The 26,733-nt window shown below is 63.1% G+C and carries 27 protein-coding genes; 10 read left to right on the plus strand and 17 right to left on the minus strand.

The genetic code is table 11. From position 1 onward, the window contains the following. The first annotated feature begins 171 nt into the window (after window positions 1–171). Window positions 172–1,092, plus strand: coding sequence for a diacylglycerol/lipid kinase family protein (locus ACLGL5_RS02895; RefSeq protein WP_027047468.1), 921 nt, complete (start codon window positions 172–174; stop codon window positions 1,090–1,092). Between the two features lie 29 nt (window positions 1,093–1,121). Here the strand turns inward: ACLGL5_RS02895 and ACLGL5_RS02900 are convergent, their stop codons facing one another. Next, window positions 1,122–1,295 carry a hypothetical protein gene (locus tag ACLGL5_RS02900; protein WP_081295889.1) on the minus strand — a complete coding sequence of 58 codons (174 nt, stop codon included), beginning with the start codon at window positions 1,293–1,295 and terminating at the stop codon, window positions 1,122–1,124. Window positions 1,296–1,449: 154 nt separating this feature from the next. Between ACLGL5_RS02900 and ACLGL5_RS02905 the strand changes: the two genes are divergently transcribed. Continuing rightward, window positions 1,450–2,982: a sensor histidine kinase gene (locus tag ACLGL5_RS02905; protein ID WP_069090303.1), complete on the plus strand. Its 1,533-nt coding sequence runs from the start codon at window positions 1,450–1,452 to the stop codon at window positions 2,980–2,982. A 26-nt stretch (window positions 2,983–3,008) separates the two neighbouring features. Here ACLGL5_RS02905 and ACLGL5_RS02910 read toward each other — a convergent pair whose 3' ends face one another. From ACLGL5_RS02910 to ACLGL5_RS02920, 3 genes are all read right to left on the minus strand, one after another. Beyond that, window positions 3,009–3,467 carry a hypothetical protein gene (locus ACLGL5_RS02910; RefSeq protein WP_069090304.1) on the minus strand — a complete coding sequence of 153 codons (459 nt, stop codon included), beginning with the start codon at window positions 3,465–3,467 and terminating at the stop codon, window positions 3,009–3,011. A gap of 8 nt (window positions 3,468–3,475) precedes the next feature. Continuing rightward, the gene (locus ACLGL5_RS02915) at window positions 3,476–3,802 is read right to left on the minus strand and encodes an ElaB/YgaM/YqjD family protein (RefSeq protein WP_069090305.1); all 327 of its coding nucleotides are present in this window, start codon (window positions 3,800–3,802) and stop codon (window positions 3,476–3,478) included. A gap of 227 nt (window positions 3,803–4,029) precedes the next feature. After that, entirely contained in the window at window positions 4,030–4,791 is a 762-nt protein-coding gene (locus ACLGL5_RS02920; RefSeq protein ID WP_069090306.1) for a Crp/Fnr family transcriptional regulator, read from the minus strand. Between the two features lie 208 nt (window positions 4,792–4,999). On the opposite strand from ACLGL5_RS02920, the gene ACLGL5_RS02925 reads away from it, so the two are divergent. Then, complete coding sequence (locus ACLGL5_RS02925; RefSeq protein WP_051112925.1) at window positions 5,000–5,320, plus strand: response regulator; 321 nt, start codon at window positions 5,000–5,002, stop codon at window positions 5,318–5,320. Between the two features lie 32 nt (window positions 5,321–5,352). On the opposite strand, the gene ACLGL5_RS02930 is transcribed toward ACLGL5_RS02925, so the two are convergent. Both ACLGL5_RS02930 and ACLGL5_RS02935 read right to left on the minus strand, forming a co-directional pair. Beyond that, window positions 5,353–5,904 (minus strand): sigma-70 family RNA polymerase sigma factor, encoded by a 552-nt coding sequence (locus tag ACLGL5_RS02930; protein ID WP_019861593.1) that lies wholly within the window; start codon window positions 5,902–5,904, stop codon window positions 5,353–5,355. Between the two features lie 3 nt (window positions 5,905–5,907). Further along, a complete protein-coding gene (locus ACLGL5_RS02935; RefSeq protein WP_019861594.1) occupies window positions 5,908–6,111 on the minus strand; it encodes a NepR family anti-sigma factor in 204 nt (67 codons plus the stop codon). A gap of 223 nt (window positions 6,112–6,334) precedes the next feature. On the opposite strand from ACLGL5_RS02935, the gene ACLGL5_RS02940 reads away from it, so the two are divergent. The 6 genes from ACLGL5_RS02940 (at window position 6,335) to ACLGL5_RS02965 (ending at window position 10,036) form a co-directional block, all read left to right on the plus strand. Then, window positions 6,335–7,129: a response regulator gene (locus ACLGL5_RS02940; protein ID WP_010911885.1), complete on the plus strand. Its 795-nt coding sequence runs from the start codon at window positions 6,335–6,337 to the stop codon at window positions 7,127–7,129. 330 nt (window positions 7,130–7,459) lie between these two features. Further along, window positions 7,460–7,624, plus strand: a complete 165-nt coding sequence (locus ACLGL5_RS02945) for a DUF1328 domain-containing protein (RefSeq protein WP_010911886.1) — start codon at window positions 7,460–7,462, stop codon at window positions 7,622–7,624. Between the two features lie 190 nt (window positions 7,625–7,814). Continuing rightward, window positions 7,815–8,849 (plus strand): sensor histidine kinase, encoded by a 1,035-nt coding sequence (locus ACLGL5_RS02950; protein WP_069090307.1) that lies wholly within the window; start codon window positions 7,815–7,817, stop codon window positions 8,847–8,849. Between the two features lie 226 nt (window positions 8,850–9,075). Next, entirely contained in the window at window positions 9,076–9,252 is a 177-nt protein-coding gene (locus tag ACLGL5_RS02955) for a hypothetical protein (protein WP_171903221.1), read from the plus strand. Window positions 9,253–9,380: 128 nt separating this feature from the next. Further along, window positions 9,381–9,707, plus strand: a complete 327-nt coding sequence (locus ACLGL5_RS02960; protein ID WP_069090308.1) for a hypothetical protein — start codon at window positions 9,381–9,383, stop codon at window positions 9,705–9,707. 83 nt (window positions 9,708–9,790) lie between these two features. Further along, on the plus strand, window positions 9,791–10,036 hold the full coding sequence (locus ACLGL5_RS02965) for a YMGG-like glycine zipper-containing protein (RefSeq protein WP_019861598.1): 246 nt from the start codon (window positions 9,791–9,793) through the stop codon (window positions 10,034–10,036). Window positions 10,037–10,134: 98 nt separating this feature from the next. On the opposite strand, the gene ACLGL5_RS02970 is transcribed toward ACLGL5_RS02965, so the two are convergent. The 4 genes from ACLGL5_RS02970 to xylF all read right to left on the minus strand — a co-directional run bounded on the left by ACLGL5_RS02970 (window position 10,135) and on the right by xylF (window position 15,281). Then, window positions 10,135–11,775: a CHASE domain-containing protein gene (locus ACLGL5_RS02970; protein ID WP_069090309.1), complete on the minus strand. Its 1,641-nt coding sequence runs from the start codon at window positions 11,773–11,775 to the stop codon at window positions 10,135–10,137. A gap of 150 nt (window positions 11,776–11,925) precedes the next feature. Then, the gene (locus tag ACLGL5_RS02975) at window positions 11,926–12,750 is read right to left on the minus strand and encodes an ATP-binding cassette domain-containing protein (protein ID WP_019861600.1); all 825 of its coding nucleotides are present in this window, start codon (window positions 12,748–12,750) and stop codon (window positions 11,926–11,928) included. A 13-nt stretch (window positions 12,751–12,763) separates the two neighbouring features. Continuing rightward, window positions 12,764–14,095, minus strand: coding sequence for a sugar ABC transporter permease (locus tag ACLGL5_RS02980; RefSeq protein WP_069090310.1), 1,332 nt, complete (start codon window positions 14,093–14,095; stop codon window positions 12,764–12,766). Window positions 14,096–14,240: 145 nt separating this feature from the next. Next, a complete protein-coding gene (gene xylF / locus ACLGL5_RS02985) occupies window positions 14,241–15,281 on the minus strand; it encodes a D-xylose ABC transporter substrate-binding protein (RefSeq protein WP_019861602.1) in 1,041 nt (346 codons plus the stop codon). Window positions 15,282–15,554: 273 nt separating this feature from the next. On the opposite strand from xylF, the gene ACLGL5_RS02990 reads away from it, so the two are divergent. Continuing rightward, a complete protein-coding gene (locus tag ACLGL5_RS02990; protein WP_019861603.1) occupies window positions 15,555–16,805 on the plus strand; it encodes an ROK family protein in 1,251 nt (416 codons plus the stop codon). 12 nt (window positions 16,806–16,817) lie between these two features. On the opposite strand, the gene phoB is transcribed toward ACLGL5_RS02990, so the two are convergent. From phoB to ACLGL5_RS03025, 7 genes are all read right to left on the minus strand, one after another. Then, entirely contained in the window at window positions 16,818–17,507 is a 690-nt protein-coding gene (phoB, locus tag ACLGL5_RS02995; RefSeq protein WP_010911896.1) for a phosphate regulon transcriptional regulator PhoB, read from the minus strand. Window positions 17,508–17,526: 19 nt separating this feature from the next. After that, the gene (gene phoU / locus ACLGL5_RS03000; RefSeq protein ID WP_010911897.1) at window positions 17,527–18,234 is read right to left on the minus strand and encodes a phosphate signaling complex protein PhoU; all 708 of its coding nucleotides are present in this window, start codon (window positions 18,232–18,234) and stop codon (window positions 17,527–17,529) included. Between the two features lie 25 nt (window positions 18,235–18,259). Continuing rightward, window positions 18,260–19,063, minus strand: coding sequence for a phosphate ABC transporter ATP-binding protein PstB (gene pstB, locus ACLGL5_RS03005; protein ID WP_020629059.1), 804 nt, complete (start codon window positions 19,061–19,063; stop codon window positions 18,260–18,262). Beyond that, on the minus strand, window positions 19,060–19,911 hold the full coding sequence (gene pstA, locus ACLGL5_RS03010) for a phosphate ABC transporter permease PstA (RefSeq protein ID WP_019861605.1): 852 nt from the start codon (window positions 19,909–19,911) through the stop codon (window positions 19,060–19,062). Before pstA ends, pstB begins: the two co-directional genes overlap by 4 nt. Window positions 19,912–19,914: 3 nt before the next feature. After that, window positions 19,915–20,898 carry a phosphate ABC transporter permease subunit PstC gene (pstC, locus tag ACLGL5_RS03015; protein WP_019861606.1) on the minus strand — a complete coding sequence of 328 codons (984 nt, stop codon included), beginning with the start codon at window positions 20,896–20,898 and terminating at the stop codon, window positions 19,915–19,917. Window positions 20,899–20,964: 66 nt separating this feature from the next. Continuing rightward, window positions 20,965–22,020 carry a phosphate ABC transporter substrate-binding protein PstS gene (gene pstS, locus ACLGL5_RS03020; RefSeq protein WP_083246445.1) on the minus strand — a complete coding sequence of 352 codons (1,056 nt, stop codon included), beginning with the start codon at window positions 22,018–22,020 and terminating at the stop codon, window positions 20,965–20,967. A 524-nt stretch (window positions 22,021–22,544) separates the two neighbouring features. Continuing rightward, window positions 22,545–26,717, minus strand: coding sequence for a PAS domain-containing protein (locus ACLGL5_RS03025; RefSeq protein WP_069090311.1), 4,173 nt, complete (start codon window positions 26,715–26,717; stop codon window positions 22,545–22,547). Window positions 26,718–26,733: the final 16 nt, after the last annotated feature.

A 26,733-nucleotide genomic window follows, 5' to 3' on the forward strand; every position in this document is an offset into this window, starting at 1 on the left:
GACAAAACTGGCGTGGATTTCGCACAGGAAAAACACGCAGCAGTTGCGCGGGCGCTGATGAACACGCGCTGAATTGCGCCGTTTCGAACGGAACCTTTCCTGCATCGCCACGTTTCAGCCTGCGGCTGGGTTCGTCCTGGCCCGTTTAGGACTGACATAACGGAGCGGGGCATGAAATTTGCAGCGGTGCTGAACCGGGATGGCGGCACCTTGCGCACCACCGACCTCGCCGCCTTCTCCGACAGGATGCGCCAGACGCTGGAAACGGCAGGCCATTCGCTGAGTATCGAAGTGGTTGCCGGCAAGGACGTCGTGGAGAGCCTCGACAGCGCCGCCTCGCGCCGCGCCGTCGATGTCGTGCTGGCGGGTGGCGGTGACGGAACCATTTCAGCGGCGGCCGCGAGACTGATGGGCAAGAAAAAGGCGCTTGCCATCTTGCCGGCCGGCACCATGAACTTGTTCGCGCGTGGCCTCGGCATTCCGCAGTCGCTCGATGCCGCGCTGAAATCCTTCGCCGACGGTGAGATCATCGCCGTCGACATGGCCACCGCCAATGGCCGTCCCTTCGTTCATCAATTCTCGATCGGCATGCATGCGAAGATGGTGCAACTGCGTCAGGGAATGGAATTCGGCTCGCGCCTGGGCAAGATCGGCGCTTCGGCCAAGGCGGCATGGGCGACAATCAAGAACCCGCCGGCGATGAACGTCACGCTCGCTATCGGCAAGGCCGAGATGACGGCGCGCATCTCAGGCATCGGCGTCACCAACAATCTGTTCGGTGAAGGCCATCTGCCCTATGCGGACAATCCTTCGGGCGGCGTGCTCGGCATCTACGTCACGGTGGCGCAACAGCGCGCCGAACTGATGAAATTCCTATTCAACGTGGCGCGCGGCAAATGGCGCGACAACGAACATGTCGAGATTCACCAGGCTGACCGCACCGTCCTGAAAATCCATTCCGGCAGCAGAAAGTTCCGCGCCGTCATGGATGGCGAACTGGTCAGGCTCGAGCGTGAGACGACGATCGAAATCCAGCCCGGCGCGCTGAATGTCCTGGTGCCGGCCAGCATCGCCGAGGCAAAGGCCGCCTGATGCAATCTCCAACCATGACGGCCGAAAATCTAGCCGCCCGGCGCGCTTCCTTGCTGCGTCGCCGGTGTCTTGACCACCTCACCATAGATTTCGGCGATGCCCCAGGCCGCAAAGGCCAGAAGCAGCCCGGCGATCAAGATGCGCAGGCCATGCCAGCCCCACCGCCCCTGCCGCGCTTTGTCCTCGGGAATGATCTTGGTCATGGCCGGTCCCTGTTTCGTTTTGCGCCCGTCGGCGCACTCGGCAAATCACGGTCGGGTAACGGTTCCTCGCTAGGATGGTTCCGGGAGGCAAGCTTGTCACGGGCCGGTGCGTCGGCAGGACGGCGAAGACCGGCATGGGCATTTGGGGTTTGGGGTGGATAACAAGGTAGAAATACGAGCGAGCCTGCCGGCCGAGGTGGCGCTGGCGGTCAATGCCGAAGACCGGCTGGCCGTGCTGCACGGGCTGGAGATGCTCGATACGGCGGCTGACCCGGATTTCGACCGCATCACCAGCCTTGCCGCGGCCGTGATGCAGGCGCCCACCGCCCTTGTCACACTCGTCGACATCGAGCGGCAATGGTTCAAGTCGTGCTTTGGCCTCGACGAGGCCGAAACCGCGACCGGCATCTCTTTCTGCGCCCATGCCATCGCCGCCGGCGACGAGCCCATGGTGGTGACGGACGCAACGACGGACCCGCGCTTCAGAACCAACCCGCTGGTCACCGGCAAACATCATGTGCGCTTTTATGCCGGCGCGCCGATGGTGGTGGCAGGCGCCAGGATCGGCACGCTGTGCGTGCTCGACCGCAAACCGCACGCCTATCCTTCCGGGGCCAAGCTCGACCAGTTGAAGAGGCTGGCCGGCCTCGCCGCCAGCCTGTTCACCTTGAAGGACGCCACCCGCAGCGGCGCCATTGCCGAAGCAGCCCTGGCGCGCGAGGAAAAGCGGCGCGCCATCGCGCTCGACGCGGCTTCGCTCGCCAGCTGGGCATGGGACATCCGCACCGACATGATCGAATGCGATGTCCGGCTATCGGAACTGTTCAACCTGCCGCGCTCCACCCGGCTGCGAGCGCGCGACATCCTGACCGCCATCGACCCGCGCGATGTCTACCAGACCGAAACCCGCTTTCGCGATGCCCTGTCCGGCAGCGACGACTATTTCGGCGAATACCGGGTGAAGGGCTTTCATCCGCCGCGCTGGGTGGCCACGCGCGGCCGCGTCATCGAGCGCGACGGCGATGGCAAGCCGACGCTGATCTTCGGCGTCAACTACGACATCTCCGAACGCAAGCTCGGCGAGGAGCGGCAGCGGCTTCTGCTGCGCGAGCTTAACCATCGCGTCAAGAACACGCTGGCGACCGTCCAGGCGCTGGCGACGCAGACCGTGCGTCATGCCCGCCAGCCCAGCGAATTCCTCGATGCCTTCGGCGCCCGGCTTCAGGCGCTGGGCATCGCCCACAACCTTTTGTCCGACCGCGAGTGGCGCGGCATCGGCATCCGCGAACTCGTCCAGATCGAGATCAGGCCGTTCGACACCGCCGACCAGCCGCGTATCACGATCTCCGGCGCCGATCTCTTGCTGTCGCCGGACCAGGCCGTCGGGCTCGGGCTTATCCTGCACGAACTGGCAAACAACGCGCTGCAACATGGATCGCTGTCGATTGCATCGGGCAAGGTCGATCTCGGCTGGAAGACGCAAGGCAGGAAGGGCAACCGGCGCCTGGTGCTGACCTGGCGCGAAAGCGGCGGCCCTGCAGTCGCCCCGCCGGAGCGCCACGGCTTCGGCTCGATCCTCATCCGCCGCAGCCTGGCCAAGGTCATTTCAAGCGAAGTGACCCATGAATTCCGGCCGGAAGGCGTGTTCGCCGAAATATCGATGCCGCTGGAAGATCTGTCCAAGTGACGGATCTTTGATCCCAGGCCGGGGCGTTATTTCCCCTCGCCGGCATCCGGATCGTCGGGCTTCACATTCTCGCGGTAGATGGCATAGGCGGCGAGCGCCACGGCCGGGCCCAGAAGGACACCGAGGCCACCTTTTCCCTTGAGCAAGGTCGGCAGCACGGCGAGTGCAGCCGTGATGCCGAGCGCCTTCATGTCAGCACTGCGCCGCCTTGCCTCGCGGCGGGCACGGGCGCCCGACGTCAAACGATGGACCAGGAGAACGAGCCCGGCGATCACCAGAAAACCGACACCGAAGCCAAGCGCGGCGGCGAACGATCCATAGCGGGCGGCGGCCCAGATATAGGCTGCCCCGACCAGGAAGCCGAGACCGCACAATGCCGCCAAAGCGACAATCGCATAGACGATGGCCGCCGTACGTGCGCGACGTATGGCGGCCACGGTTTCACCCGAGGCGAAACCCGAGAGCAGGGATGCCAACAGTCCCATTTGGGGAACTAGCGACGTGCGAGCAGCGCGAAGAGGAAGCCGACGCCGGCGGCGATCGCCAGCGACGTCACCGGCTTCTCGCGGACATTTGCCAGCAACTGCGCCTCGATGTCCTTGGCGCTGCCGCGAAGACTGTCGAAGGCCGCTTCGCCCTGCGCGCGCAATTGCTCGACACCCTCGGTGGCCGCGCGGCGGGCAGTGCCATAACCGTGCTCACCGGTCTTGGCCAACTGCTTGGTGAGCTTGTCGATATCGGCCTTCAACTGCCTGATATCGGCTTCGAGGTCCGAATTCGCCCGCGCCTCGTTGGCGGTCTTTCCTGCGGCGGTTGCCATTGCTTAACTCCTTGTGATTGCTCGATTTCAAACGCGCCTTGCGCCTCAAGGTTCCGGCATTGGGACAAACTAGAGCAACTCCAGGAAAAGTGTGAAACGGTTTTCCGTCCGGAGTTGCGTCAAAACATAGAGATAGAGCAGTTCGCTATTTCCGTGAAACAGTGAACTGCTCTAGCCGAAAACGTGCGCATGCGCACCAATCGCCAATCCATGGCCAGAAACGCGTCTCAGATCAGCGGGCGACGCCCCTCGCCCAGCCCTTCCCAGCCGGCGAGTTGCTTGAGCCCTTCCGCATCGACCACCTCGCAACCACCATCGCGCCAGAGAATCAGCTTGCGATCCATCAGCTTGCGGATCGTCTTGTTGGTGTGAACCAGCGAAAGGCCGAGCGTGTCGGCGATATGTTGTTGCGTGATCGGAATCTGGATGGATTGCTTGCCGTTCAGCCCCACGACCTTGGCACGGCTGCCGATGAAGGCAATCAGATAGGCGGCGCGCTCGATCGCGCTGCGGCGGCCGACACTGAGCAGGTTCTCGTCCAGCATGCGTTCCTCGCGTGACGCGATCCAGGTGATGTCGTAGGCGAGACCAGGATGGTTGCGGTAGAGTTCATGCAGACTGTCGCGCTCGAAGACGCAAAGCAGCATTGGCGACAGGGCCTCGACGGAATGCTGCATTTCCCCCATGACGCTGCCTTGCAGGCCGATGAGATCGCCGGGCATGAGATAGTTGAGGATCTGCCGGCGACCGTCCGGCAACAGCTTGTAGCGGAACGCCCAGCCGGACAGTACCGTGTAGAGATGAGCGCTGTGGCTTCCTTCCACGATGACCGTGGCGCCCTTGTCGACCGCCAGTTCCCCTTTCTTGAAGGTACTGATGAAGGCCAGCTCCTGCTTTTCGAACTCGCGGAAAACCGGCAATGGCCGCAAAGGGCACTGCTCGCAAGGATATTGTCGACTCGATAGGGAGCGCCCATTCTGGCCTGGCATTTCGACCCCTCTTCGAAAGCCTGCCGGTCAGCAGGTATGTCTAAAACGTTTTGCCAGGATCGGAGTTCCGCGCTAGGGCCATGTCTTTTTTAAATGACAGCGCGCCGAATTGCGATCATGACTCCCGGCGTTTCAAGGAGCCACTACCGTGCCCAATTTGCTTGACGGATTGCGAATTCTCGTCCTGGAGGACGAATTCCTCATCGCCATGGATGTCGAGCAGCTCTGCCGCGACCACGGCGCCGGCGAGGTGGTGGTTGCCCGCGACCTGGCCGAGATCGATGGCCGAAAGGTGGCAACGCAATTCGACGCGGCCATCGTCGATCTGATGCTGGGCGGCACCTCGACGCTCGAATTCGCCGCCGGCCTGCGTGAGACAGGCGTGCCTTTCGTGTTTGCCTCCGGCTATTCCGATGCGGACGAGATCAAGGCATCCTTTCCAGGGGTGAAGCTCGTCACCAAGCCTTATTCGGGCGAAGATCTCGTCGAAGCGGTGGCGCTGGCCTATGGACGCGGCTCTCCGGGGTGAGATCGATCCGGGTCCGCTACCCGGATCTCACGTCAATGCGCCGCAGTCCCCGTGACCTGGGCCGAGATCGCATCGGGACCGTATTCGTCCTCGCCGGAAATCTTGAGAATCTCCTGCAGGCGCGTGCGCGCCCTGCTGACGCGGCTCTTGATCGTTCCGACCGCGCAACCGCAGATTTCAGCGGCCTCCTCATAGGAAAAGCCCGATGCGCCTATGAGGATGATGGCCTCGCGCTGATCTTCCGGCAACTGCTCGAGAGCGCCACGAAAGTCCTTGAGATCGAGTTGGCCGTGCTGGGCCGGATGCACCGCGAGCCTGGCCGTCATGATGCCGTCGCTGTCCTGCACTTCGCGGCCGCGTTTGCGCATCTGCGAATAGAATTCATTGCGCAGGATGGTGAAAAGCCATGCCTTGAGGTTGGTGCCGGGCTGGAAGCTCTCATGCTTGTCCCAGGCCTTGACCAGCGTTTCCTGAACGAGGTCGTCGGCCTTGTCGGCATTCTGCGTCAACGACACGGCAAAGGCCCGCAAGCTCGGGATTGCCCCAAGCAGATCGGTCTTGAAGCCTTGGGAGACCGCTGGCATGGCTCAGTCCTTCTTCTGTGCGGGTTCGGCCTGTTCCAGCTGGCTGAGCAGCTGGGCAAAGCGATCCGGCACATCGTCAGAGACCAGCTCGTCATAATATTGTTTGAGTTTGCGCCCGATTTCGGAGTTGGCCCCGAGCGGGTCACCGACGCCGTTCCGGCGCCTGCCCTCGGCGCCAGCCAAAATATCTTTCGTCATATCCTTCATTTCGCCCTTATATTCCCAGCACTAGGCCGCTCATACTCAACTCGACACAAGGCAAGCGGCTCCCTCGTCTGGTTGCCCATCCCGACCGCAAAACGCCGTTATCGGCTTTTCGTTCCATATCGGCCGGAACTTTTTGAGAAAACCCGCGTTGTATTAGCGGGGCTTGCAATCAGCTTGACCTGCAATCCGGGCAATCGCGTCATACTGAGGGAGACGTCTTATCATGAGTTTATCCGCTACCATCGCACCGCACCTGCCGTTCCTGCGCCGCTTTTCGCGCGCCGTCTCGGGATCGCAAGAGAGCGGCGACGCGCTGGTCGCTGCGATGCTTGAGGCCATCATCGCCGATGTCGACATCTTCCCCGATGCATCGAGCGACCGTATCGCTCTGTACAAGGTCTTCGCCAAGCTTTTCACGTCCGTCGCCATCCGCGTGCCGCAGGAGCAGGCCCAATCGGCGTGGGAACAGCGCGCCGCCGCCAATCTCAACGCCATCGCGCCCCTTCCGCGCCAGGCCTTCCTGCTGGTTGCCGTCGAGGGTTTCAGCGAGGACGAGGCAGCCGAGATCCTCGACGTCGGCGACCAGCAATTCTCCGAGCTGCTTGCCCAGGCAAGCAACGAGATTTCCCGCCAGGTGGCGACCGATGTGCTCATCATCGAGGACGAACCGCTGATCGCCATGGACATAGAGGAGATGGTCGAGAGCCTCGGCCATCGTGTCGTTGGAACCGCGCGCACGCACGCCGAAGCGGTGACGATGTTCGGCAAGACGCGGCCGAAGATGGTGCTGGCCGACATCCAGCTCGCCGACGGCAGTTCGGGCATCGAGGCGGTCAACGAGATCCTGTCGTCAACCTCTGTGCCGGTGATCTTCATCACTGCCTTTCCCGAACGCCTCCTGACCGGCGAACGCCCCGAACCGGCCTTCCTGGTGACCAAGCCGTTCAATCCCGACATGGTCAAGGCACTGATCAGCCAGGCGCTGTTCTTCGATCGTCAGGCGAAGGCCGCCGCATAAGTCGCTGCCTTTCCAGCCGGGAAAGCCAAACCCAAAGGCCGCCCGATGCGAATGCGTCGGGCGGTTTTTTTGCCAAACCGGACCCATCCGTCGCGAATTTCGAGGCGCTTTGCCTCGAGCAGTTCACCGTGTCAGGGAAACGTCGAGCTGCTCTAAGTTGTTGTTTTGACGCAATTCCCAAGGGAACGCGCTACGCGCTTTCCCGGGAAAATCGTTCACACTTTTCCTGGAGTTGCTCTAACGGTTTGCAAGCATCGCCTTTTTCGGCAAAGGGTGGAACAAACCGCACCCACCCACGTTTTCCCTGCAGCATTCGGAAGGAGATGAACCATGCTTTACTGGGCGCTCGTATTTCTCGTTGTGGCGATTATCGCCGGCGCGCTTGGTTTCGGCGGCATCGCCGGTACATCCGCCGGCATAGCGCAGATATTGTTCTTCATCTTTCTCGCCTTCCTGGTCATTTCGCTCCTGGCCGGCCTGTTTAGACGGGCGTGAGGCGAACGCTTCTCCGAGCGAACACTGGAAGCCGCACCCCTCAAACGGTTTCCAGCCACCGCCGGGCGGTATCCTTCAAAGGAGACCGTCCGGCGGACCGTTTTTGGGGGGAATGGCTCCTCGGAAACTTCATTTGGGAACCCATTTCATAGTGAGCCGTTCAGCGTGAGTTGGGTGGACAGATCGACCGATGCGTTCCAGGACTGCAGATAAGACGGAAGGCGCACGGAGTGACGAAGTCATCGCCATGCATCCGGCCGAAAGTGGCATGCAGCTTGGCCGGGCTCTTCTTCACGCACTGCACAATGCCGGCATTTCCGTCCTCTATCAGGATCGCGACATGAAAACCGTCTGGGCCCGCAACATGCGCGCGCCCTGGATTTCAGACAACTCCGACGGCAATGGCATCCTGCCGATGGCGCAGGCCGACCGCATCAGCACCGCCAAGCGCGACGTGGTCGCCACCGGCAACCCGGAGCGCCTTGAGATCAGTGTTCCTGTCGAAAACGGCGTACGCTGGTTCCAGGTCTGGGTCGATGCCGACCGCGGCGACGCCGGCGACGTGCAAGGTGTCGTCACCACCATGGTCGAGACGACCGAGCAGAAGCGGCGCGAACAGACGCTGACGACGCTGCTGCGCGAGGTCAGCCACCGCTCGAAGAATCTGCTGGCGATCATCCAGAGCATCGCGACGCAGACCGGTCGCTATTCCGACGGCATCGGCGACTTCCTCACGCGCTTTCGCGGCCGGCTGCAGTCGCTTTCCTCCTCCCAGGATCTGGTGACATCTTCCAACTGGCGAGGTGCGGCGCTTCATGAATTGGTGACGAGCCAGGTCGGCCGCTATGGCACGAACACATCGCATAGCCTTCGCCTCCGGGGCGCCAACCCCTATCTCAATCCCAATGCCGCACTGCATATCGGCCTGGCGATGCATGAACTCGCAGTCAACTCGGTCAGCTACGGCGCCCTGTCCCGACCGGATGGATTCGTCGAAGTGACCGCCAATCTCGAGATCATCGCCCCTCGCGAGGTCACACTCTCGCTGACATGGGCCGAAGCCATAGGAACCAATGGCGGCCGAGGGAGCCAAAAGCGTTTCGGCAGCGTCGCGCTGGAGCGGGTGGTGCCGGCATCCCTGAGCGGAACCGCAAGCCTCGACATCGCGGACGGCCGCCTTGAATACCGTCTTGTCGTCCCACACAGCAATTTCGAGACGCAGTGAACGACTAGAGCGTGATGTCTGGACAAAGGGAGACCGCTTGCCCAGAGATCTTGCGCTATCTCTTTGATTTAGAGGCGGATTCAGATTTCAGGTCGATCCGACCAGAAATCATCCGGCTCTGGCCGCAATCAACGATGCTTAACCGGCTGTTCACCATAGGGCGGATGCTGTTTTTCCCAGATGCCGCTGCAATCCGCTGGGTTGCGGCACGGTGTGGGAGGAATGCTTGGCGGTCGCCGACATGAACAGACTGGAACAGGCTGCCCGTGTTTCGATGGGCGAATTCCAGGATCACGAAGCATCCGCGGAACCGCTTAGCTCGCCGCATCACACATTGCTGTGGGGCATCGTCCTGGCGGCGGCCTCGACAATTCTCCTCATCGCTATGTTCCAGCTGACCTGACCGAACCCCTGCTGGCAACAGTGCGCGCTGTTAACCGGTTCAGCGCCGGCATTATTCGCATGTCACCCCGACCGCTCAGGAACTTTTGGCCGATATGGGCCGTTGTTGTGGCGAGAGGGCATGTCGCCATGGAACACATCGCTGCATTGTTGCTTGTCATCGGCTGCAGCAACTCGATGACCGATTGTCGTGAGCTGCAGGTGCCGGTGAGCATTTTCGAAACCGCCGACGAATGCACCGCCGAACGGCCGTTTGCCATGGGCGACGTGCAGGGGCAGGCGCAGCACATCGTCGCCAGATGTCTCGCTGTCGATCCAGCACTCGAGGATGACTACGACCAGGTCGTCTGGAAGGTGCGTCCCGACGGCAGCCTCGACGCCTCTCTTGCCATTTCCAGCCTTGTCATGGCATCGAATGCGATGCGCCCAGAAAAAGACTATCTTAGCCAAGAATAAATTCGCGCAGCAAAGGTCGTCATTTCATGCTAAATGGCTGCTGGAGCTTACCAAAGTGTGGACACAAAGTGAGGAGTGACTCTATGCGGAAGATGATTATTGCCATGGTTGCGGTTGCCGCTCTCAGCGGCTGCACCTCGACCGAGCAGGACGTGGTTGGCGGCGGCTTGATTGGCGCCGGTATCGGCGGTCTGGTCGGCGGCGGCAAGGGCGCGCTGATCGGTGCAGCTGTCGGTGCCGGGTCCGGCCTGCTGGTGCGCAACCTGCGCAATGGTTATTGCCAGTATCGCGATCATCGCGGCCGGATCTACACGGCCCGCTGCAACTGATTCGGCGATAGTTGAAACTTCGATCCGGAGGCCGGTTCGCCGGCCTCCGGATTTTGCACGTATGGGCGTGCCATTTGCTGTCGGCCTGAATATTCGTCTCAGCCTGTCAGCGGAATTTTGATTTCCACCTTCAGACCGTCGGCCTGAAAATCGCGCTTGATCGTGCCGCGCAGTTCGCGCGTGACGTTGAGGTCGATCAGCTTGGTGCCGAATCCGGTCTCGGCCGGCGCCTCGACTTTTTTCTTCCCGGCCTCCCGCCAGTTCAGCGCCAGTGTCCGCTCCCGCCCGCGCCCTTCCACCGACCACTCGACTTTGAGCGCCCAGTCGCTCCTGAGCGAATTGGCGGAATTGCCGGCTTCGCCATATTTCAGCGCATTGGTCGCCAGCTCATGGAAGGTCAAGCCAAGCGCCTGCGTCGTGGTCTCGTCGAGCAGCACCTCCGGTCCCGACAACAACCCCTCGGGCAGGTCTTTGCCGAACACCTGGCCAAGCTCGATGCGCAGGAGGTCGGCGAGATCGGCCTTCTGCCAGCGCGAGCGCGTCAGCATGTCCTGGGAGGCTGCCATCGCCTGCAGCCTGGCCGAAAAAGACGCCGAAAACTCGTTGACGTCGGTCGCCCGCGACGCCGTCTGCCGCGCGATCGCCAGCACCCGGGTGATCGAATTCTTGATGCGATGCTTCATCTCCTGCAGCATCAGGTCCTTTTCGAGCAGGCTCTTTTCGGTCGTCTCGTGCAGGCGCGAGGCCGCCTCATAGGCGCGCTCCTGATAGCGCGCCACCAGCGCGATGGCGCCCGCCGCGAGCAGGCCGAACAGCCCCAGCATCACAGGGATGGCGCGCGAAGACGGCTGCGAGAAGGCGCTGGTCGGCCGAAACAGCACCGTCCACGGGCGGCCGGCCACAGTGAGCTTGCGGGTGACCAGGAGCCGGTCGCCAAAGGCGGAGGCCGGCGGCGTCTCCGAACGGAACAAGAGATTGTCGCCGTTCACCGCACCGTCATAGATCTCGGTGTTGACCGGCAGCAGCGGCGCGCGACTGAGCGCGATCTGGAACAGGTCCCGCGCCCGGAAGGCCGCATAGAGAAAGCCCGCGGTCGAGGATCGCGATGCGTTGATGACCTCCGGCGCGGTTTCGACGTTGAGCCGCACGAAAACCAGGAAGCCGGGGAAGGTCTGTGTCGCGCCTGTGCCCTGGCCCAGTTGCACCAGTCCGCTCGCGTGCTGCTTGTCGTCGGCCATCGCCTGCTCGATCGCCGCGCGCCGCACTCGTTCGCTGAACATGTCGTAGCCGATGCCCGTCTGGCTGGACGGATCCAGCGGCTCGAAGAGCATGATGGGCGTGCGCCAGGGCTGCGTCGTCTCCGGATAGATCGGATGGCTGGCGCCGAAATCGTGCAGGATGTCTCGTTCGGCCGCCGCCTCGTCCCCCGTCTTGACGAGCCTGAGGAATCCGATGCCCCGCAGGCCGGCGAAATTGTTGTCGATGTCCAGCGCGTTGAAAAACGCCTTGAACTCGCTGTGGGAGATATCTCCATTGCGGGCGTCGAACAGGGCCTGTGTCGACCGCAGCAGCGACAAATGCAGATCGATACGGCTCTCGATCCGGTTGAGCGCGTCGTCGGCCGCCGCTTCGAACTTGATGCGGGAGGCTTCCTGCGTCGCGAAATAGGCGAACCCCGCCATGGTCATGCTGATCAGCGCTACGGCGATGAACGCAACGATTGGAAAAAGTTTCTTCAACGGATGATGCGGTCCATGAGCAATACCGGACCTTTATGGGCAAGTCGTCAGGCCAACACAATGGCAAGGCCAAGCCATCGCGATCACTGGCATATCACGTGAGCGGCAACCGGCCATGCCGATCAGCGCATTTCGGGCGGTCGGCAGGCCTCAGGCGGCGATCTTCAGCGCGCCCGGCCCCGGGATGGCGCCCGGAGGACATTTGCCCAGGATGATCATGCCGAGCACTTCGTCCTGGGTTACATCGGTGGTGCGCGCGGTGCCGACGACCTGGCCGTTCTTCATCACGCAGACCCGGTCGGCCAGCTCGAAGACGTCGTGGATGTCATGGCTGATCAGGAAGATGCCGATACCATCGGATTTTAGCTGTTTGACCAGTTCGCCGACCTGCGCCGTCTCCTGCGGACCAAGGGCTGCCGTCGGCTCGTCCATGATCAGGATGCGGGCGTTGAACAGGATCGCGCGCGCGATCGCCACCGACTGGCGCTGGCCGCCCGACAGCTTGATCACCGGCTCCTTGAAGCGCTGGAAGCGCGGATTGAGCCGGCCCATCACCTTGCGGGCCTCGGCCTCCATGGCAACGTCGTCGAGTGTGCCCCAGCCGGTCATCAGTTCGCGGCCGAGGAACAGATTGGCAGCGGCGTCGACGTTGTCGGCCAAGGCGAGCGTCTGGTAGATGGTCTCGATGCCGTATTTCTTGGCGTCGCGCGGGTTGGAGATCGAAGCCTCCTCGCCATTGACGAAGATCTGGCCGGCATCGCGCTTGTAGGCGCCTGACAGGATCTTGATCAGCGTCGATTTGCCGGCGCCGTTATGGCCGAGCAGCGCCACGACCTCGCCGGGGAAAAGATCGATCGAGGCATCGTCGACGGCGCGGATGCCGCCAAAGGCGATCGAGATGTTGCGCATGTCGATCAGCGGCGTGCCAGGGGCCGCAGTTGTGGGGGCAGTTGCGGGAGCGATTTTGTCGGCCATGATCGTTTCTCCCCTAAACCCGCTTGCGATAGACGGTGTCGAGCCACACCGCGATGACCAGCACGGCGCCGACGACGATGCTCTGCAGCGGCGAGTCGATGCCGAGCAGCACCATGCCCGACTGCAATGACTGCATCAGAAGCGCGCCCAGCATGGCGCCCATCACGGTGCCGGAACCGCCGGCGAGCGACGTGCCGCCGATTACGGCGGCGGCGATGACCAGAAGCTCGTCCAGCGTGCCCAGCGCATTGGTCGACGCGTTGAGCCGGGCCGACGAGATCGCCGCGCTGACCGCCGCCAGCACGCCCATGATCATGAACACCTTCATGGTCACCCAGCGGGTGTTGATGCCGGCAAGTTCGGCCGCCTCCGGATTGCCGCCAATAGCGAAGACGTAGCGGCCGAAACGCGTGCGCTTGGTGATGAAGGTCATGATGATGCCCACGGCCACCGCCATCAGCACCGGTATGGCAATGCCATGCGCGATGTACAGCCCGCCTTCGGGAACGGTAATGCCGTTCTGCTGGGCATACTGGCGCACGATGCCGATCGGCCATGGATAGGAATTGGCGATCCAGACGGCGCCAAGGATAGCGGCGCAGGCAACCACGCCAAGCAAGGTCTCGGCCCAGACAGGGCGCAGCGGAAAGTGGAACCGCTTGCGCTGCGACCTGCCGTTGAGCAGCATGAAGGCGACCGCCACGCAGGCGACGACACCGACGATCCAGCTGGCGGTGGCGCCGATCGAGCCGCGTGGTCCGCCGCCCATCAGCTGGAAAGTCGTGTCGAGCGGCGCGACCGTGCGCCCGCTGGTAATCAGCCATGCCATGCCGCGCCAGACCAGCAGGCCGCCCAGCGTCACGATGAAGGCCGGAACCTCCATATAGGCGATGATGAAGCCCTGGAACGCGCCGATCAGGAGACCAAGCGCCACGCCAGCCGCCAGCGCGATGATCCAGAGCCAGGGGTTTCCAAGCTGGAAACCGACGACGCGGATGAGGAATTCAGCCTGCGCCACGCCCATGATCATGCCGATCACGCCTTCGACGGATCCAACCGAGAGGTCGATGTTGCGCATGACGATGACCAGCACCATGCCGGTCGCCATGATCGCGACCGACGAGGTTTGCACCGACAGGTTCCACAGATTGCGCGGTGTCAGGAAAAGCCCGCCCGACAGGATATGGATGCCGACCCAGATGACCAGCAGTGCACCGACCATGCCGAGCATGCGCGTATCGAGTTCGGTAGCCTTGAGGAACCGTCCGACGGCGCTGAGTTCGGATGCACGCGCCTTGTCCGCTGTAGTGCTGCCGACCGGTTGATTAGAGGTCGTGTCGGTCATGCTATCCTCCCACCGGTTTACCGTCTGGCGCGGGTACCGAACATGGATGCTATTTGCTTTCCGCGGTCATTTGAAGCGGGAAGCCCCTTGAGAAACGCCGCGGCTTTTGGGCCGCGGCGTCGATATCGAACGGTATTGCGCCGTTTTAGTTGCAGGCGGCGACGCTGCCGGCGGCGACGCCCGCGCAGACTTCGTCCTTCTTGATCCAGCCGGCGTCGATGACGACGTTGAGATTGTCCTTGGTGATGGCCACCGGGGTCAGGAACAGCGACTTGACGGTGTTGCCGCCGGGCGTCGTGAAGTCCTTCACACCGGCGATGTCGGTCATCTTCTTGCCGTCGGCCAGCTGCGAGGCGATCTCGGCGGCGTTCTTGCCGAGTTCGCGCGCGTCCTTCCACACCGACACGGTCTGGGTGCCAAGCGCGATGCGGTTCAGCGCGGCATGGTCGCCGTCCTGACCCGAAACCGGCACGGTGCCGGCAAGACCCTGCGCCGTCAGCGCCGCGACGACGCCGCCGGCGGTGCCGTCATTGGCCGCGACGACCGCGTCGACCTTGTTGTCGTTGGCGGTCAGGAACTGCTCCATGTTCTTCTGGGCGTTGGCGGGCAGCCAGCCATCTGTATAGGCCTCGCCGACATTCTTGATCTTGCCGCTGTCGATGGCAGCCTTGAGCACTTCCATCGAGCCCGCGAACAGGAAGTCGGCGTTCGGATCGGCGCCCGAGCCCTTGATGAAGACATAGTTGCCTTCCGGCTTGGCCTTGAACACCGCGCTGGCCTGCAAGCGGCCGACTTCCTTGTTGTCGAAGGTCAGGTAGAAGACGTCCTTGTTCTCGATCAGCCGGTCATAGCCGACGACCGGAATGCCTTCGTCCAGCGCCTTCTGCACGGCCGGGCCGATGGCCGAGGCATCCTGGGCCAGGATGATCAGCGAATTGGCGCCCTGCGAGATCAGGCTCTCGACATCGGTAAGCTGCTTGCCGGGATTGGATTGCGCATCGGCGGAAATATACTTGTCGCCGGCGGCCTCGATCGCCTTCTTCATGGCGGCCTCGTCGGTCTTCCAGCGCTCTTCCTGGAAGTTGGACCACGAAACGCCGATGACCTTGTCCTTCGCCTGCGCGACCGACGCAAGCGTCAGCGACATGGCGACACCCGCCAGGATGGCGGCTGTGAATCTCTTCATGATATTCCTCCCTGCGCCGCGTATGGCGCGACCAACTGGCCCTAAGGCCGGCACAGAGGCCCTATTTTTTCGAGCCTCGAAAAAACACTGATCCAACACCGGAACGCTGTCAACAACGATTCTGATGGATTTTGATGTCCCTCTGAATTTTTTTCGAGCTTCGCAATAAATAAATGACAGCACAGGCCGCTTCTGCCAGTATTTGACCGTATCGCCGGCAGCGTTCGAGGGAGGACCGGAAGAACCGCGGCGACCGGGAGGATGTGAAAAAACATGTCGGTCGGAATCCGCCACGACGATCTGCGCCGGCGCAACCGCGCCATGGTGATCGCGGCCGTGCGCCGGGCCGGCCGGCCCTCGCGCACCGAGATCGCAGCGACCACCGGCCTCAGCCATTCGACCATATCGGCGATTTCCTCCGACCTGATCGGTGAAGGCATCCTGGCCGAGGGCAAGCCGAGCGAGGCCGGCGCGCTGAAACGCGGCAGGCCGCAGGTCGGCCTCGGCCTCAATCCGGAGGCCGCGGCTGTGATGACCGTGGTGCTGTCGCTGAATTTCCTGTCGGTCGCAGTCATCGACTATGCCGGCCAGGTGATATCGGAGGAACAGCGCCGGCTGGACACGCTGACCATGTCGCGCGAGGCGCTGATCGGCGAGTGCGTGGCCATAGTGCGGCGGCGCCTCGAGGATCCCGACATCGACGTACGCAGCGTCGCCCGCATCGCGCTGGCGATCCAGGGCATCACCGACACCGAGGCCCGGGCGATGCTGTGGTCGCCGATCACACCGCAGACCGACATCGCCTTCGCAGACATACTCGAAGCAGAGTTCGGTATCCCCGCCACCATGGAAAACGACTGCAACATGATGGCGGTGGCGCTGCGCTGGCGCGATCCCGAGCGCTACCGCGACGACTTCATCGCCATCCTGCTTTCGCACGGCATCGGCATGGGGCTGGTGCTGAAGGGCGAGCTGTTCACTGGCACCCATTCCTCAGGCGGCGAATTCGGCCACATGATCCACCGGCCGGGCGGCGCGCTCTGCCGCTGCGGGCGGCGCGGCTGTGTCGAGGCCTATGCCGGCAATTACGCCATCTGGCGCAACGCCAGGCAGCTCAGCGAGGACACCGAGCCGGTGGCCGATGTCAGCGACGCGCAGATGCGGGCGCTGGCCGCGACGGCACGGGAACGGGACGGGCCCGAGCGCGAAGCCTACCGCAAGGCCGGGGAGGCACTCGGCTACGGCCTCGGCAGCCTGTTTGCGCTGATCGATCCCGCGCCCGTCGCCATGGTCGGCGTCAGCGCCGCTGCCTTCGACCTGATCGAGCCGGCATTGCGCGAGGCCATCGCCCAGACCGCCGGCGGCCAGCACTCGAAATCGATCTCCTTCGACACCGAGCCGAACGAACTGCCGCTGATCCGCGAAGGCTGTGCCATGCGCGCGCTGACCTTCGTCGACCAGGAGATTTTCGCGCCCGGCGTGCAAACGAAAGCAGGCCCTGCCGCGAAGAAAAACGTCGCCTGAGTCAGTTCGTGCTCAATCCTCGCGGATCGCGTAGCCCGCCCCACGGATGGTGCGGATGACATCCGGCATGCGGCCATTGTTGACCGCCTTGCGCAACCGGCCGACATGCACGTCCACGGTGCGCTCGTCGATGTAGATCGTCTCGCCCCAGACATTGTCGAGCAGTTGGCTGCGCGAGAACACGCGCCCGGGGTGCCGCATCATGAATTCGAGCAGGCGGAATTCGGTCGGCCCGAGCCGGATCTCGCTCTTCTTGCGGTAGACCCGGTGCGATTCACGGTCGAGCACGATATCGCCGACCTTGAGCACGCTGGACAGCACTTCCGGCTTGGCGCGGCGCAGCAGCGCCTTGACGCGGGCCATGAATTCCGGCGTCGAGAACGGCTTGACCAGATAGTCGTCGGCGCCGGTGGAGAGCCCACGTACACGGTCGCTTTCCTCGCCCCGGGCGGTCAGCATGATGATCGGCAGCCGCTCGGTCTCGGGCCGCATTCGCAGGCGCCGGCAGAGTTCGATGCCGGACACCGCCGGCACCATCCAGTCGAGCACAAGGAGGTCGGGCACGTTCTCCTGCAGGCGGATTTCGGCTTCGTCGCCGCGGGTCACCACCTCGACCTGGTAACCCTCCGATTCCAGATTGTAGCGGAGGAGCACGCCGAGCGGCTCCTCGTCCTCCACCACCATGATGCGTGGTGCGATCATCGATTGATTACCCCTGCGCTCAGGCCGCCGGCGCCGACATCGCCGTCTCGTCCTGTTTTGGACGATTGGCGGGCAGTTGCGTGCCGGTCAGGACATAGTACGCATTCTCGGCGATGTTGGTCACATGGTCGCCGATGCGTTCGAGATTCTTGGCGCAAAACAACAGATGCGTGCAAGCCGTGATGTTGCGCGGGTCTTCCATCATATAGGTCAGCAATTCGCGGAAGACGGAGGTGTATTTGACGTCGATGCGCTCGTCGTCGGCGCGCAGCTTCGCCAGTGCCGCGGCATCGCGCGCCGCATACTCCTCGATCACACCCTGCACCTGGATCAACACCAGCTGCGCCATGGCGTCGATGGAATGCGACAGGTCGCGCGGCGTGGCGCTGAGGCCGACAGTGCCGACGCGCTTGGCGATGTTCTTGGCAAGGTCGCCGATGCGTTCGAGGTCGCCGGCCATGCGGATCGAGCCGACGACATGGCGCAGGTCGTCGGCCATCGGCTGGCGCTTGGCGATCAGCGTGATGGCGCGGTCGTCGAGTTCGCGCTGGCGCGCATCCATGATGGCGTCGTCGGAGACGACGCGCTGAGCGAGAGCATTGTCGGAGTTCAGCAGTGCCTTGGTGGCGCCGCCGACCATCGAGCCGGCGAGATCGCCCATGTCGCTGATCAGCCTGCTGATCTGTCCGAGATCCTCGTCGAAGGCTGCGACTGTGTGTTCGGCCATGATCCTGGTCCTCGTATGCGTGCGATCAGCCGAAGCGGCCGGTGATGTAGTCTTGCGTGCGCTTCTCGCGAGGCGACGTGAAGATCTTCTCGGTGCGGTCGAACTCGACCAGTTCGCCCAGATACATGAAGGCGGTCTGCTTCGAGACGCGCGCCGCCTGCTGCATGTTGTGGGTGACGATGACGATCGTGTAGTCGGCCTGCAACTCGTCGATCAGCTCCTCGATCTTGGCGGTCGACAGCGGGTCAAGCGCCGAGGCCGGCTCGTCGAGCAGGATCACCTCCGGCTTCACCGCCACGGTGCGGGCGATGCACAGCCGCTGCTGCTGGCCGCCCGACAGGCTGAGGCCGCTGGCATTGAGCTTGTCCTTGACCTCGGTCCACAGCGCCGCGCGCTTGAGCGCCTGCTCGACACGGCCGTCCATCTCGGCCTTGCTGATCTTCTCGTAGAGCCTGACGCCGAAAGCGATGTTCTCGTAGATCGACATCGGGAACGGCGTCGGCTTCTGGAACACCATGCCGATCTTGGTGCGCAGCAGGTTGAGATCCTGCGAACGGTCGAGGATGTTCTGGCCGTCGAGCAGCACCTGGCCCTCGGCGGTCTGCTTGGGATAAAGCTCGTAGATGCGGTTGAAGACGCGCAGCAGCGTCGACTTTCCGCAACCCGACGGGCCGATGAAGGCGGTGACGCTGCGCTCGGGCAGCGACAGCGTGATATCCTTCAGCGCCTTCGACTGGCCGTAGTAGAAGTTGAGGTTCTTGACCTCGATCTTGGCCTTGGTCACCGCCTCGGCGGCGATCGTCATGTCTGGAGACAACATCTGGCTCATTTGTCCTCTCTGCGTCCGGTCAGGCTGCGCGCAAAGATGCTGAGCGCGAGAACCGTCAATGTGATTATGAGTGCACCGGTCCAGGCCAGCTGCTGCCATTCCTCATAGGGGCTGAGAGCGAACTGGAAGATGGTGACAGGCAGGCTGGCCATCGGCGCGTTGAGATTGCTCGACCAGAACTGGTTGTTCAGCGCCGTGAAAAGAAGCGGTGCGGTCTCGCCGGAGATGCGGGCGATGGCCAGCAATATGCCGGTGACGATGCCCGAAAGCGCGGCGCGATAGGCAACCGAGCGGATGACCACCCAGCGCGGCGCGCCGATCGCGGTGCCGGCTTCGCGCAAGGCGTTGGGCACCAGGTTGAGCATGTCCTCGGTGGTGCGCACGACGACGGGGATGACCAGGATGGCGAGTGCTACGGCACCGGCGATCGCCGAGAAATGCCCCATCGGCCGCACCATAAGCTCATAGACGAACAGGCCGATGATGATCGACGGCGCCGACAGCAGGATGTCGTTGATGAAGCGCACCACCGTGGTGAGCTTCGAGAAGCGGCCATATTCGGCCATATAGGTACCGGCCAGCACGCCGATCGGCGTGCCGACGATGATGCCGATGATGGTCATCACGATGCTGCCGTAGATGGCGTTGAGCAGGCCGCCGGCGTCGCCGGGCGGCGGCGTCATTTCCGTGAAGACCGAGAGGGAGACGCCGGCCAGGCCCTTGTAGAGCAAGGCGCCAAGGATCAGCGCCAGCCAGGCAAGGCCGATGCCGGCAGAGATGACGCACAGCGTCATCATCACGCCATTCTTGCGCTTGCGGCTTTGGTGAAGCGATGCGGCTGTCGACATCGGTCAGGCTCCCGTGCGGGCGTCGATGCGCATCAGCATGTAGCGGGCGATGGCAAGGATCAGGAAGGTGATAACGAACAGGATAAGGCCGAGCGCGACCAGCGAGGAGGTGTAGAGATCGCCGACCGCTTCGGTGAATTCGTTGGCGATGGTCGCCGAGATGGTCGTTGCCGGCGCAAACAGCGACGTCGAGATGCGGTGCGCGTTGCCGATGACGAAGGTCACCGCCATCGTTTCACCGAGCGCGCGGCCGAGAGCGAGCATGATGCCGCCCATGATGCCGATGCGAGTGTAGGGAATGACGACCCGGCGCGTGACCTCCCAGGTCGTGCAGCCGATGCCATAGGCCGATTCCTTGAGCACCGACGGCACCGTATCGAAGACGTCCTTGGTGATCGAGGTGATGAACGGCAGGATCATGATGGCCAGGATCATCGCCGAGGTCAGCAGGCCGATGCCATAAGGTGGGCCCGCGAACAGGCCGTTGAGGCCGGGAATGCCGTGGAACACGCTGATGATGAAGGGCTGCACCGTCGTCTGCAGGAACGGCGCCAGCACGAACAGGCCCCAGATGCCGTAGATGATCGAAGGGATGCCGGCCAGCAGTTCAACCGCCATGCCGATCGGACGCCGCAGCGGGCGTGGGCAAAGCTCGGTGAGGAAGATGGCGATGCCGATACCGAGCGGCACGGCGATCAGGATGGCGATGGCCGAGGTAATGATGGTGCCGTAGATCGGTGCCAGGGCGCCGAACTTCTCCGTCACCGGGTTCCAGCTTTCGCTGGTCAGAAAGGAAAAGCCGAAGGTCGACAGGGCTTGCCAGGAACCGGCAAACAGCGAGATCGCAACGCCGCCGAGCAGAACCAGCACCAATATCGCGGCGGCGCGGGTTGTCGCATGGAAGATTGCGTCGGTCAGCGCGAACCGTCGAACGGTGGCATCGCGCGAACTTCTAACGGCTGGCAAGGCTTCCTGGACAGCGCTCATGTCAAGCTCGGCTCTTTCAGTTGAAGGAAAAGGAGCGCCGCGGGCGCGGCGCTCCTTTGGAGGATGTTACTCGCCAACGTAGACGGGCTTGCCGCCGGCCTGGATGTCGGCCTTCCACGAAGCCTTGATCAGGTCGACGACGCTGTCGGGGATCGAGACATAGTCGAGCGCCTTGGCGGTTTCCTTGCCGTCCTTGTAGGCCCAGGCAAAGAACTTCAGGGCTTCGCCAGTGGCAGCGGCATCATCCGGAGCCTTGTGGATCAGGACCCAGGTCGAGGCCGCGATCGGCCAGGTGGTGTCGCCGGGCTCGTTGGTGATGATGACGTTGAAGTTCTTGGCGCCCTTGAAGTCCGCATTCGAAGCGGCCGCGCCGAAGGATTCGAGCGACGGCTCGACGACCTTGCCGGCTGCATTCAGCATCTTGGAATAGGACAGGTTGTTCTGCTTGGCATAGGCATATTCGACGTAGCCGATGCCGCCGTCCGTCTGCTTGACGGTGTTGGCAACGCCTTCGCTGCCCTTGGCGCCGACGCCCGTCGGCCATTCGACGGCGGTGTCCGAACCGACCTTGTCCTTCCAGTCGGGCGAGAGCTTCACCAGATAGTTGGTGAAGTTGAAGGTGGTGCCCGAGCCGTCCGAACGATGCACGACGGCGATCGCGGTCGACGGCAGGGTGAGGCCGGGGTTCAGCGCCTTGATCGCGGCATCGTCCCAGGTGGTGATGGCGCCGAGATAGATCTGGGCGAGCGTCTTGCCGTCGAGGACGAGTTCGCCCGGCTTGACGCCGGTCAGGTTGACGATCGGCACGATGCCGCCCATCACCATCGGGAACTGCACGAGGCCGTTCTTTTCCAGATCGGCGTCGGACATCGGCTTGTCGGTGGCGCCGAAGGTCACGGTCTTGGCGATGACCTGCTTGATGCCGCCGCCCGAACCGATCGACTGATAGTTGAGGCCGATGCCGGTGTCCTTCTTGTAGGTGTCGGCCCACTTGGCGAACACCGGATAGATGAAGGTCGAACCAGCGCCGGAAAGGTCAGCTGCGATGGCTGCGGAAAGGGTGAAGGTAGACGCTGTAGCCATTGCGATCGCAACGGCCGCCGAGCGGATGAAATGTCTCATGTGGCCTGCTCCTGTTCGGAAGATGGTCTCTCGGCGCCATTGCTAACCAGCGCCCGCTGAGGCCAATAGCCTTGGATTATTACAGTCGCATGACAGTTTCGTGTCAGCCCGGTAACGCGTCGCCGGCACTGCAAAAGGCGGTCGCGTCGGATCGCCGTGGCCTGATCCGAGTTTGCGCCCGGAATCAGGGACTTGAGCCATCCACCGGCCGGAGCCGCCGCCGGATTCGACGGGGCTTTGTCGGATGAAGAAAATCCGGACGGGAGCGCGTTGCTCAAGGCCAGAGCGTGTCATGGCCGGGCCATCGCCAAAAACAGGTCCGTTGGGGTAGGTTGACGCTGTTTGTTGCCGGCGGTCGCTGCTCCCGCCCGTAACTGCAAGGGCGGAATTCGATTTTGCCATTGTCCCGGGTCGGCGCCGCCTTTGGTATGGTGCGATCGCACCATAGGCATTGCACGCAGGGGTAGCAGCAGAATCCGCGATTGATTCCCTCGGCTTGCCTCTTGGAACCGGGCGACGCCCTGCTATCCCGCGTTGCGCTGGACCTGGCGCCCGGCGCCGAGCCAGCGCTCGACTTTCTCCAGCAGGGCCCTGGGGCTGATCGGCTTGGGCAGATAGTCGTCCATGCCCGCCTCCAGGCAGCGTTCGCGATCGCCCTTGAGCGCATGCGCGGTCACGCCAACGATCGGCACATGCATGCCTGTTTCCTGCTCCAGCTGGCGGATGGCGGCGGTCGCCTCGAGCCCGCTCATCTCCGGCATCGAGACATCCATCAGGATCATGCACGGATTGAGCTTGCCGAATGCGTCGAGCGCCTTACGGCCATTGCCGACGATCTCGAAACTATGGCCGGTCTCGCGAAGGATCTGGGTGAAGACCATCTGGTTCACCTCATTGTCCTCGGCCACCAGTATGTCCAGCCTGTGTCCATCACCGCCAGTGGCGGGCAGCCGGGGCCGAACCGGCGGCGGCTGCAATTGCGCGCGTTGTTCGGACAGCGCCAGCGGCTGCGGCTGGGGAGCATCAGGCCTTTCGGCTGCAAGCGGCTGGATGGCCTGGCTGTCCGTGGCGTGGCGATGGCGCTGGATGGTCGCCACCAGCGTCTCCAGGAGCACCGAGGAGCGTGCCGGCTTGATCAGCTGGGCATCGATGCCGAGATCGCGGTAGCTTGTGTTGGCGAGCGACTGGTCGACCGAGGTCAGCATGATGATGGGCGTGTCCGCGAGGCCTTCGGTGCTGCGCACGATGCGCGCCATTTCGGCGCCGCTCATCTCGGGCATCTGGTAGTCGAGCACGACGCAATCCACACGCACGCCATAGGCGGCGGCCGCGATCAGCACCTTGAGGCCCTCCGCGCCGCTTTCGGCCGCGCAGGAATCGAACGTCCACGAGGTCATCTGCTCGGTCAGGATGGCCCGGTTGACGGCATTGTCGTCGACGATCAGCACGCGTGCGCCCGTCACGTCCACCGGCATGATGCGCTGCCCGCTCTGTCCGGCCCTGGGCAGCGTCACGGTGAACCAGAAGGTCGAGCCCTTGCCCTCGGCGCTCTCGACGCCGATGGTGCCGCCCATCAGTTCGACCAGCCGTGAGGTGATGGCAAGGCCAAGCCCGGTGCCCTCATGCCGCCGTGTCGAGGAGGTGTCGACCTGGCTGAATTTTTCGAACACCAGCTTCAGTTTTTCCTCGGGGATGCCGATCCCGGTGTCGGTGACCGAGATCGTCAGCCTGGTTCCGGTCGGAACCCTCTCACCGGTCACGTCGACCAGCACATGGCCTTCGTCGGTGAATTTCACCGCATTGCCGACCAGGTTGGTGACGATCTGCCGGATGCGGCCGACATCGCCGACGAACAGGTTTTCGAGCCTCGGCTCGACACGCACGATGAGTTCGAGATCCTTTTCCTTGGCGCGTGTCGACACCAGCGTCGCCACGTCCTCGATCGCCTCGGCAAGGTTGAAGGGCGCCGGATCGAGCACCATCTGGCCGGCATCGATCTTGGAAAAATCCAGGATGTCGTTGATGATGGTCAACAGCGCGTTGCCCGACTTGACGATGATGTCGGTGAACGTCTTCTGCTTGGGATCGAGATTGGATTTGGCCAGAAGTTCCGCCATGCCCAGCACACCGTTCATCGGCGTGCGGATCTCATGGCTCATATTGGCGAGGAATTCCGACTTGGCGCGGTCGGCGAGCACGGCACGCTGGCGCGCCTCGCTGAGCTCCGCCTCGCGCATCTTCAGTTCCGTGATGTCGGTGGTCGATCCGATCAGGTAGAGCGAACCGTCCGACGCGATCATTGCACCCTTGCGCGCGAACTGATGCCTGACGGTGCCGTCGGCAAGCCGCACCGTCTCCTCGACCTCCTGGGTGTCGCCGGTGCGCAGCACGGCCAGATCGCCGGCCACGAAAGCCTCGCCGTCCTCCCCGAAAATCTCGATGTCGGTCTTGCCGATCGCGTCTTCCCTGCTGAGGCCGGTCAGATCGCACCAGCCCTTGTTGACATAGAACTGCCTGAGATCGGAACGCTTGGCGTAGATCGACACCGGTACATTGTCGATCAGGCTGCGGAACACCTCGTTCTCGCGCATGCTCTCTTCCAGAGCCTTCTCGCGCGCCTTGACGTCGGTGATGTCGGTGCTGGAGCCGACCAGATGCACCGATCCGTCGGTCGCCACCAGGCGGCTCTTGCGCGTCATCAACTGTCGCACGGTGCCGTCACGATGGGTGACGGGCTCTTCGACCTCGAGGCCCTTGCCGGTTACGACGACCTCGGTGTCGTCATTGCTGTAGCTTTCCGCGTCTTGTGTGCCGAACAGCTCACGGTCGGTCCGGCCGATGACGTCTTCCTTGGCGATGCCTGTCAGCGCGCACCAGGCCTTGTTGACGAATTCGATGCTCAGGTCCTGCGCCTTGATGAAGGCGGCCACCGGCAACTCGTCCATGACGTGGCGGAAGAGATCGATCTGGCGCATCGAGTCGCGCAGCGCCGCCTCGCGGCTCTTGATGTCGGTGATGTCGACGCGCACGCCGATGAACGTTCCGTCATCGGTGCGCATGTCATAGACTTGGTACCAGCGCCCATCGGCATTGAGGCGCTCGTAGGAAGAATTCGGCAGGTGGTAGCGGGCCAGTATGCCGTCGAGCCAGCGTTCGGGTTCGACCCCGTACAGCTTGTCGATCTCGGCATCGCCGCTCGAGCGGAAATAGCCGATCGACTGGCCGAATTCCAACGCCTCGCGGAAGCTGCAGCCAGGCTGCCAGAAGGGCTTCAGCGCCGGCAGCGTGTCCTGCAGCTTGCGGTTGGCGAAGACGAACTTGTCGTCGCGGTCGTAGATGATGACGCCGGCCGGCAGCGATTCCAGCACGCTGGCGAGGTGCTTGCGCGCATCTTGTGCCTCGGTCTCGCGCCCCTTCATGTCGGTGACGTCGACATAGGAGATGAGCCGCTTGCCGCCGTGCAGCGGCGCCAGCGATGCGACAAGTGTGCGCCCGTCATTGTGCGGCAATTGTCTTGAGCCGGCGACACCGGCCCTGATTTCGGCTTCGCGCTCGGCGGTATGGCGTTGCCAGGCGACGTCATCGGCGCCGTAAGGATCAATGGCGCGGCTGGCTTCCATGAGTTCGCGAAAGGCGGAGCCGATCCCGGCGCGGCCTGGATCGATCCTCCAGAAGTCATAGAAGGCGCGATTGATGACTTCGGCGCGCATATCGGCATCCAGCACGAGAACACCGATCGGCATCTCATCGACCATGGTGCGGAGATTGACGAAGGTCTCGGCGATTTTGGCGTTGGCGCCTTCGATCTCGGCATCGCGACGCTTGAGTTCGGTGACCTCATAGTAGGTCAAGAGCCGCTTGCCGCCGGACAGCGCCGTCACCGAGAACATCATCGTCCTGCCGCTGGCATGGACAAATTCGCGAGGCGCGACGGAGCCGGCGCGAATCTCCTCGATACGGCTGGCGAGGTAGCGCTGCCACTGCTGTTCGTCGATATCGCCATAGATGCCGTTGCGGCGGTTCAGTTCCATCAACTGGCTGAACGGAGCGCCAACGGTCACAGCGCCGTCCGGAATGCTGGACAGGTCGCGATAGGCCTTGTTGACGATCAGCGTGTCGAGCTTGCCATCGAGCAGCACGACGCCCATGTGCATGGCGTCCATCGTCCGTTCGAGATCGGCAAGATGCCGGTCGGGATCGCTGCCCGACAACGGGTTTTGCTCCATGGTTTCGAAGGCGCCGGCCAGTGCGGTGACGTTGCGGCCTATGCCGCGGTAGCCGGCGAATTTTCCTTCGTTGTCGAACCGTGGGAAGCCTGACGTCAGCACCCAGCGGCAGTCGGCGCCGCCACCCTTCAGTTCATAGACGAAGTCGCGGAACGGCCGGCGCGCCTGCAGATCCTCCAGATGCGCCGTGGCGCTGTGATTACCCTTCAGGACCTGGTTGAGGAAATCGAAGCGGAACCGGCCCAGCACATCAGCCGGATCGATGCCTGTGGCCGCCTGGTAGGTGGGTGAGAGCCAGGAGAACCGCAGTTCGGCGTCGGTCTCCCAGACCCAGTCCGAGCCTGCCTCGAGCAGTTGGCGAAGCGCGTCGGGCGAATCCATGTCCGCGCATGGCGGCGCGTCGCCGCGATGCACCGGCTTTTCAGGCCTACGCTTGCCGCGCGCGCCGGTTGCTTCGTCCGCTTCCGCCATCCTGTCCCCACCCGAA

Source organism: Mesorhizobium sp. U510, from assembly GCF_059180695.1.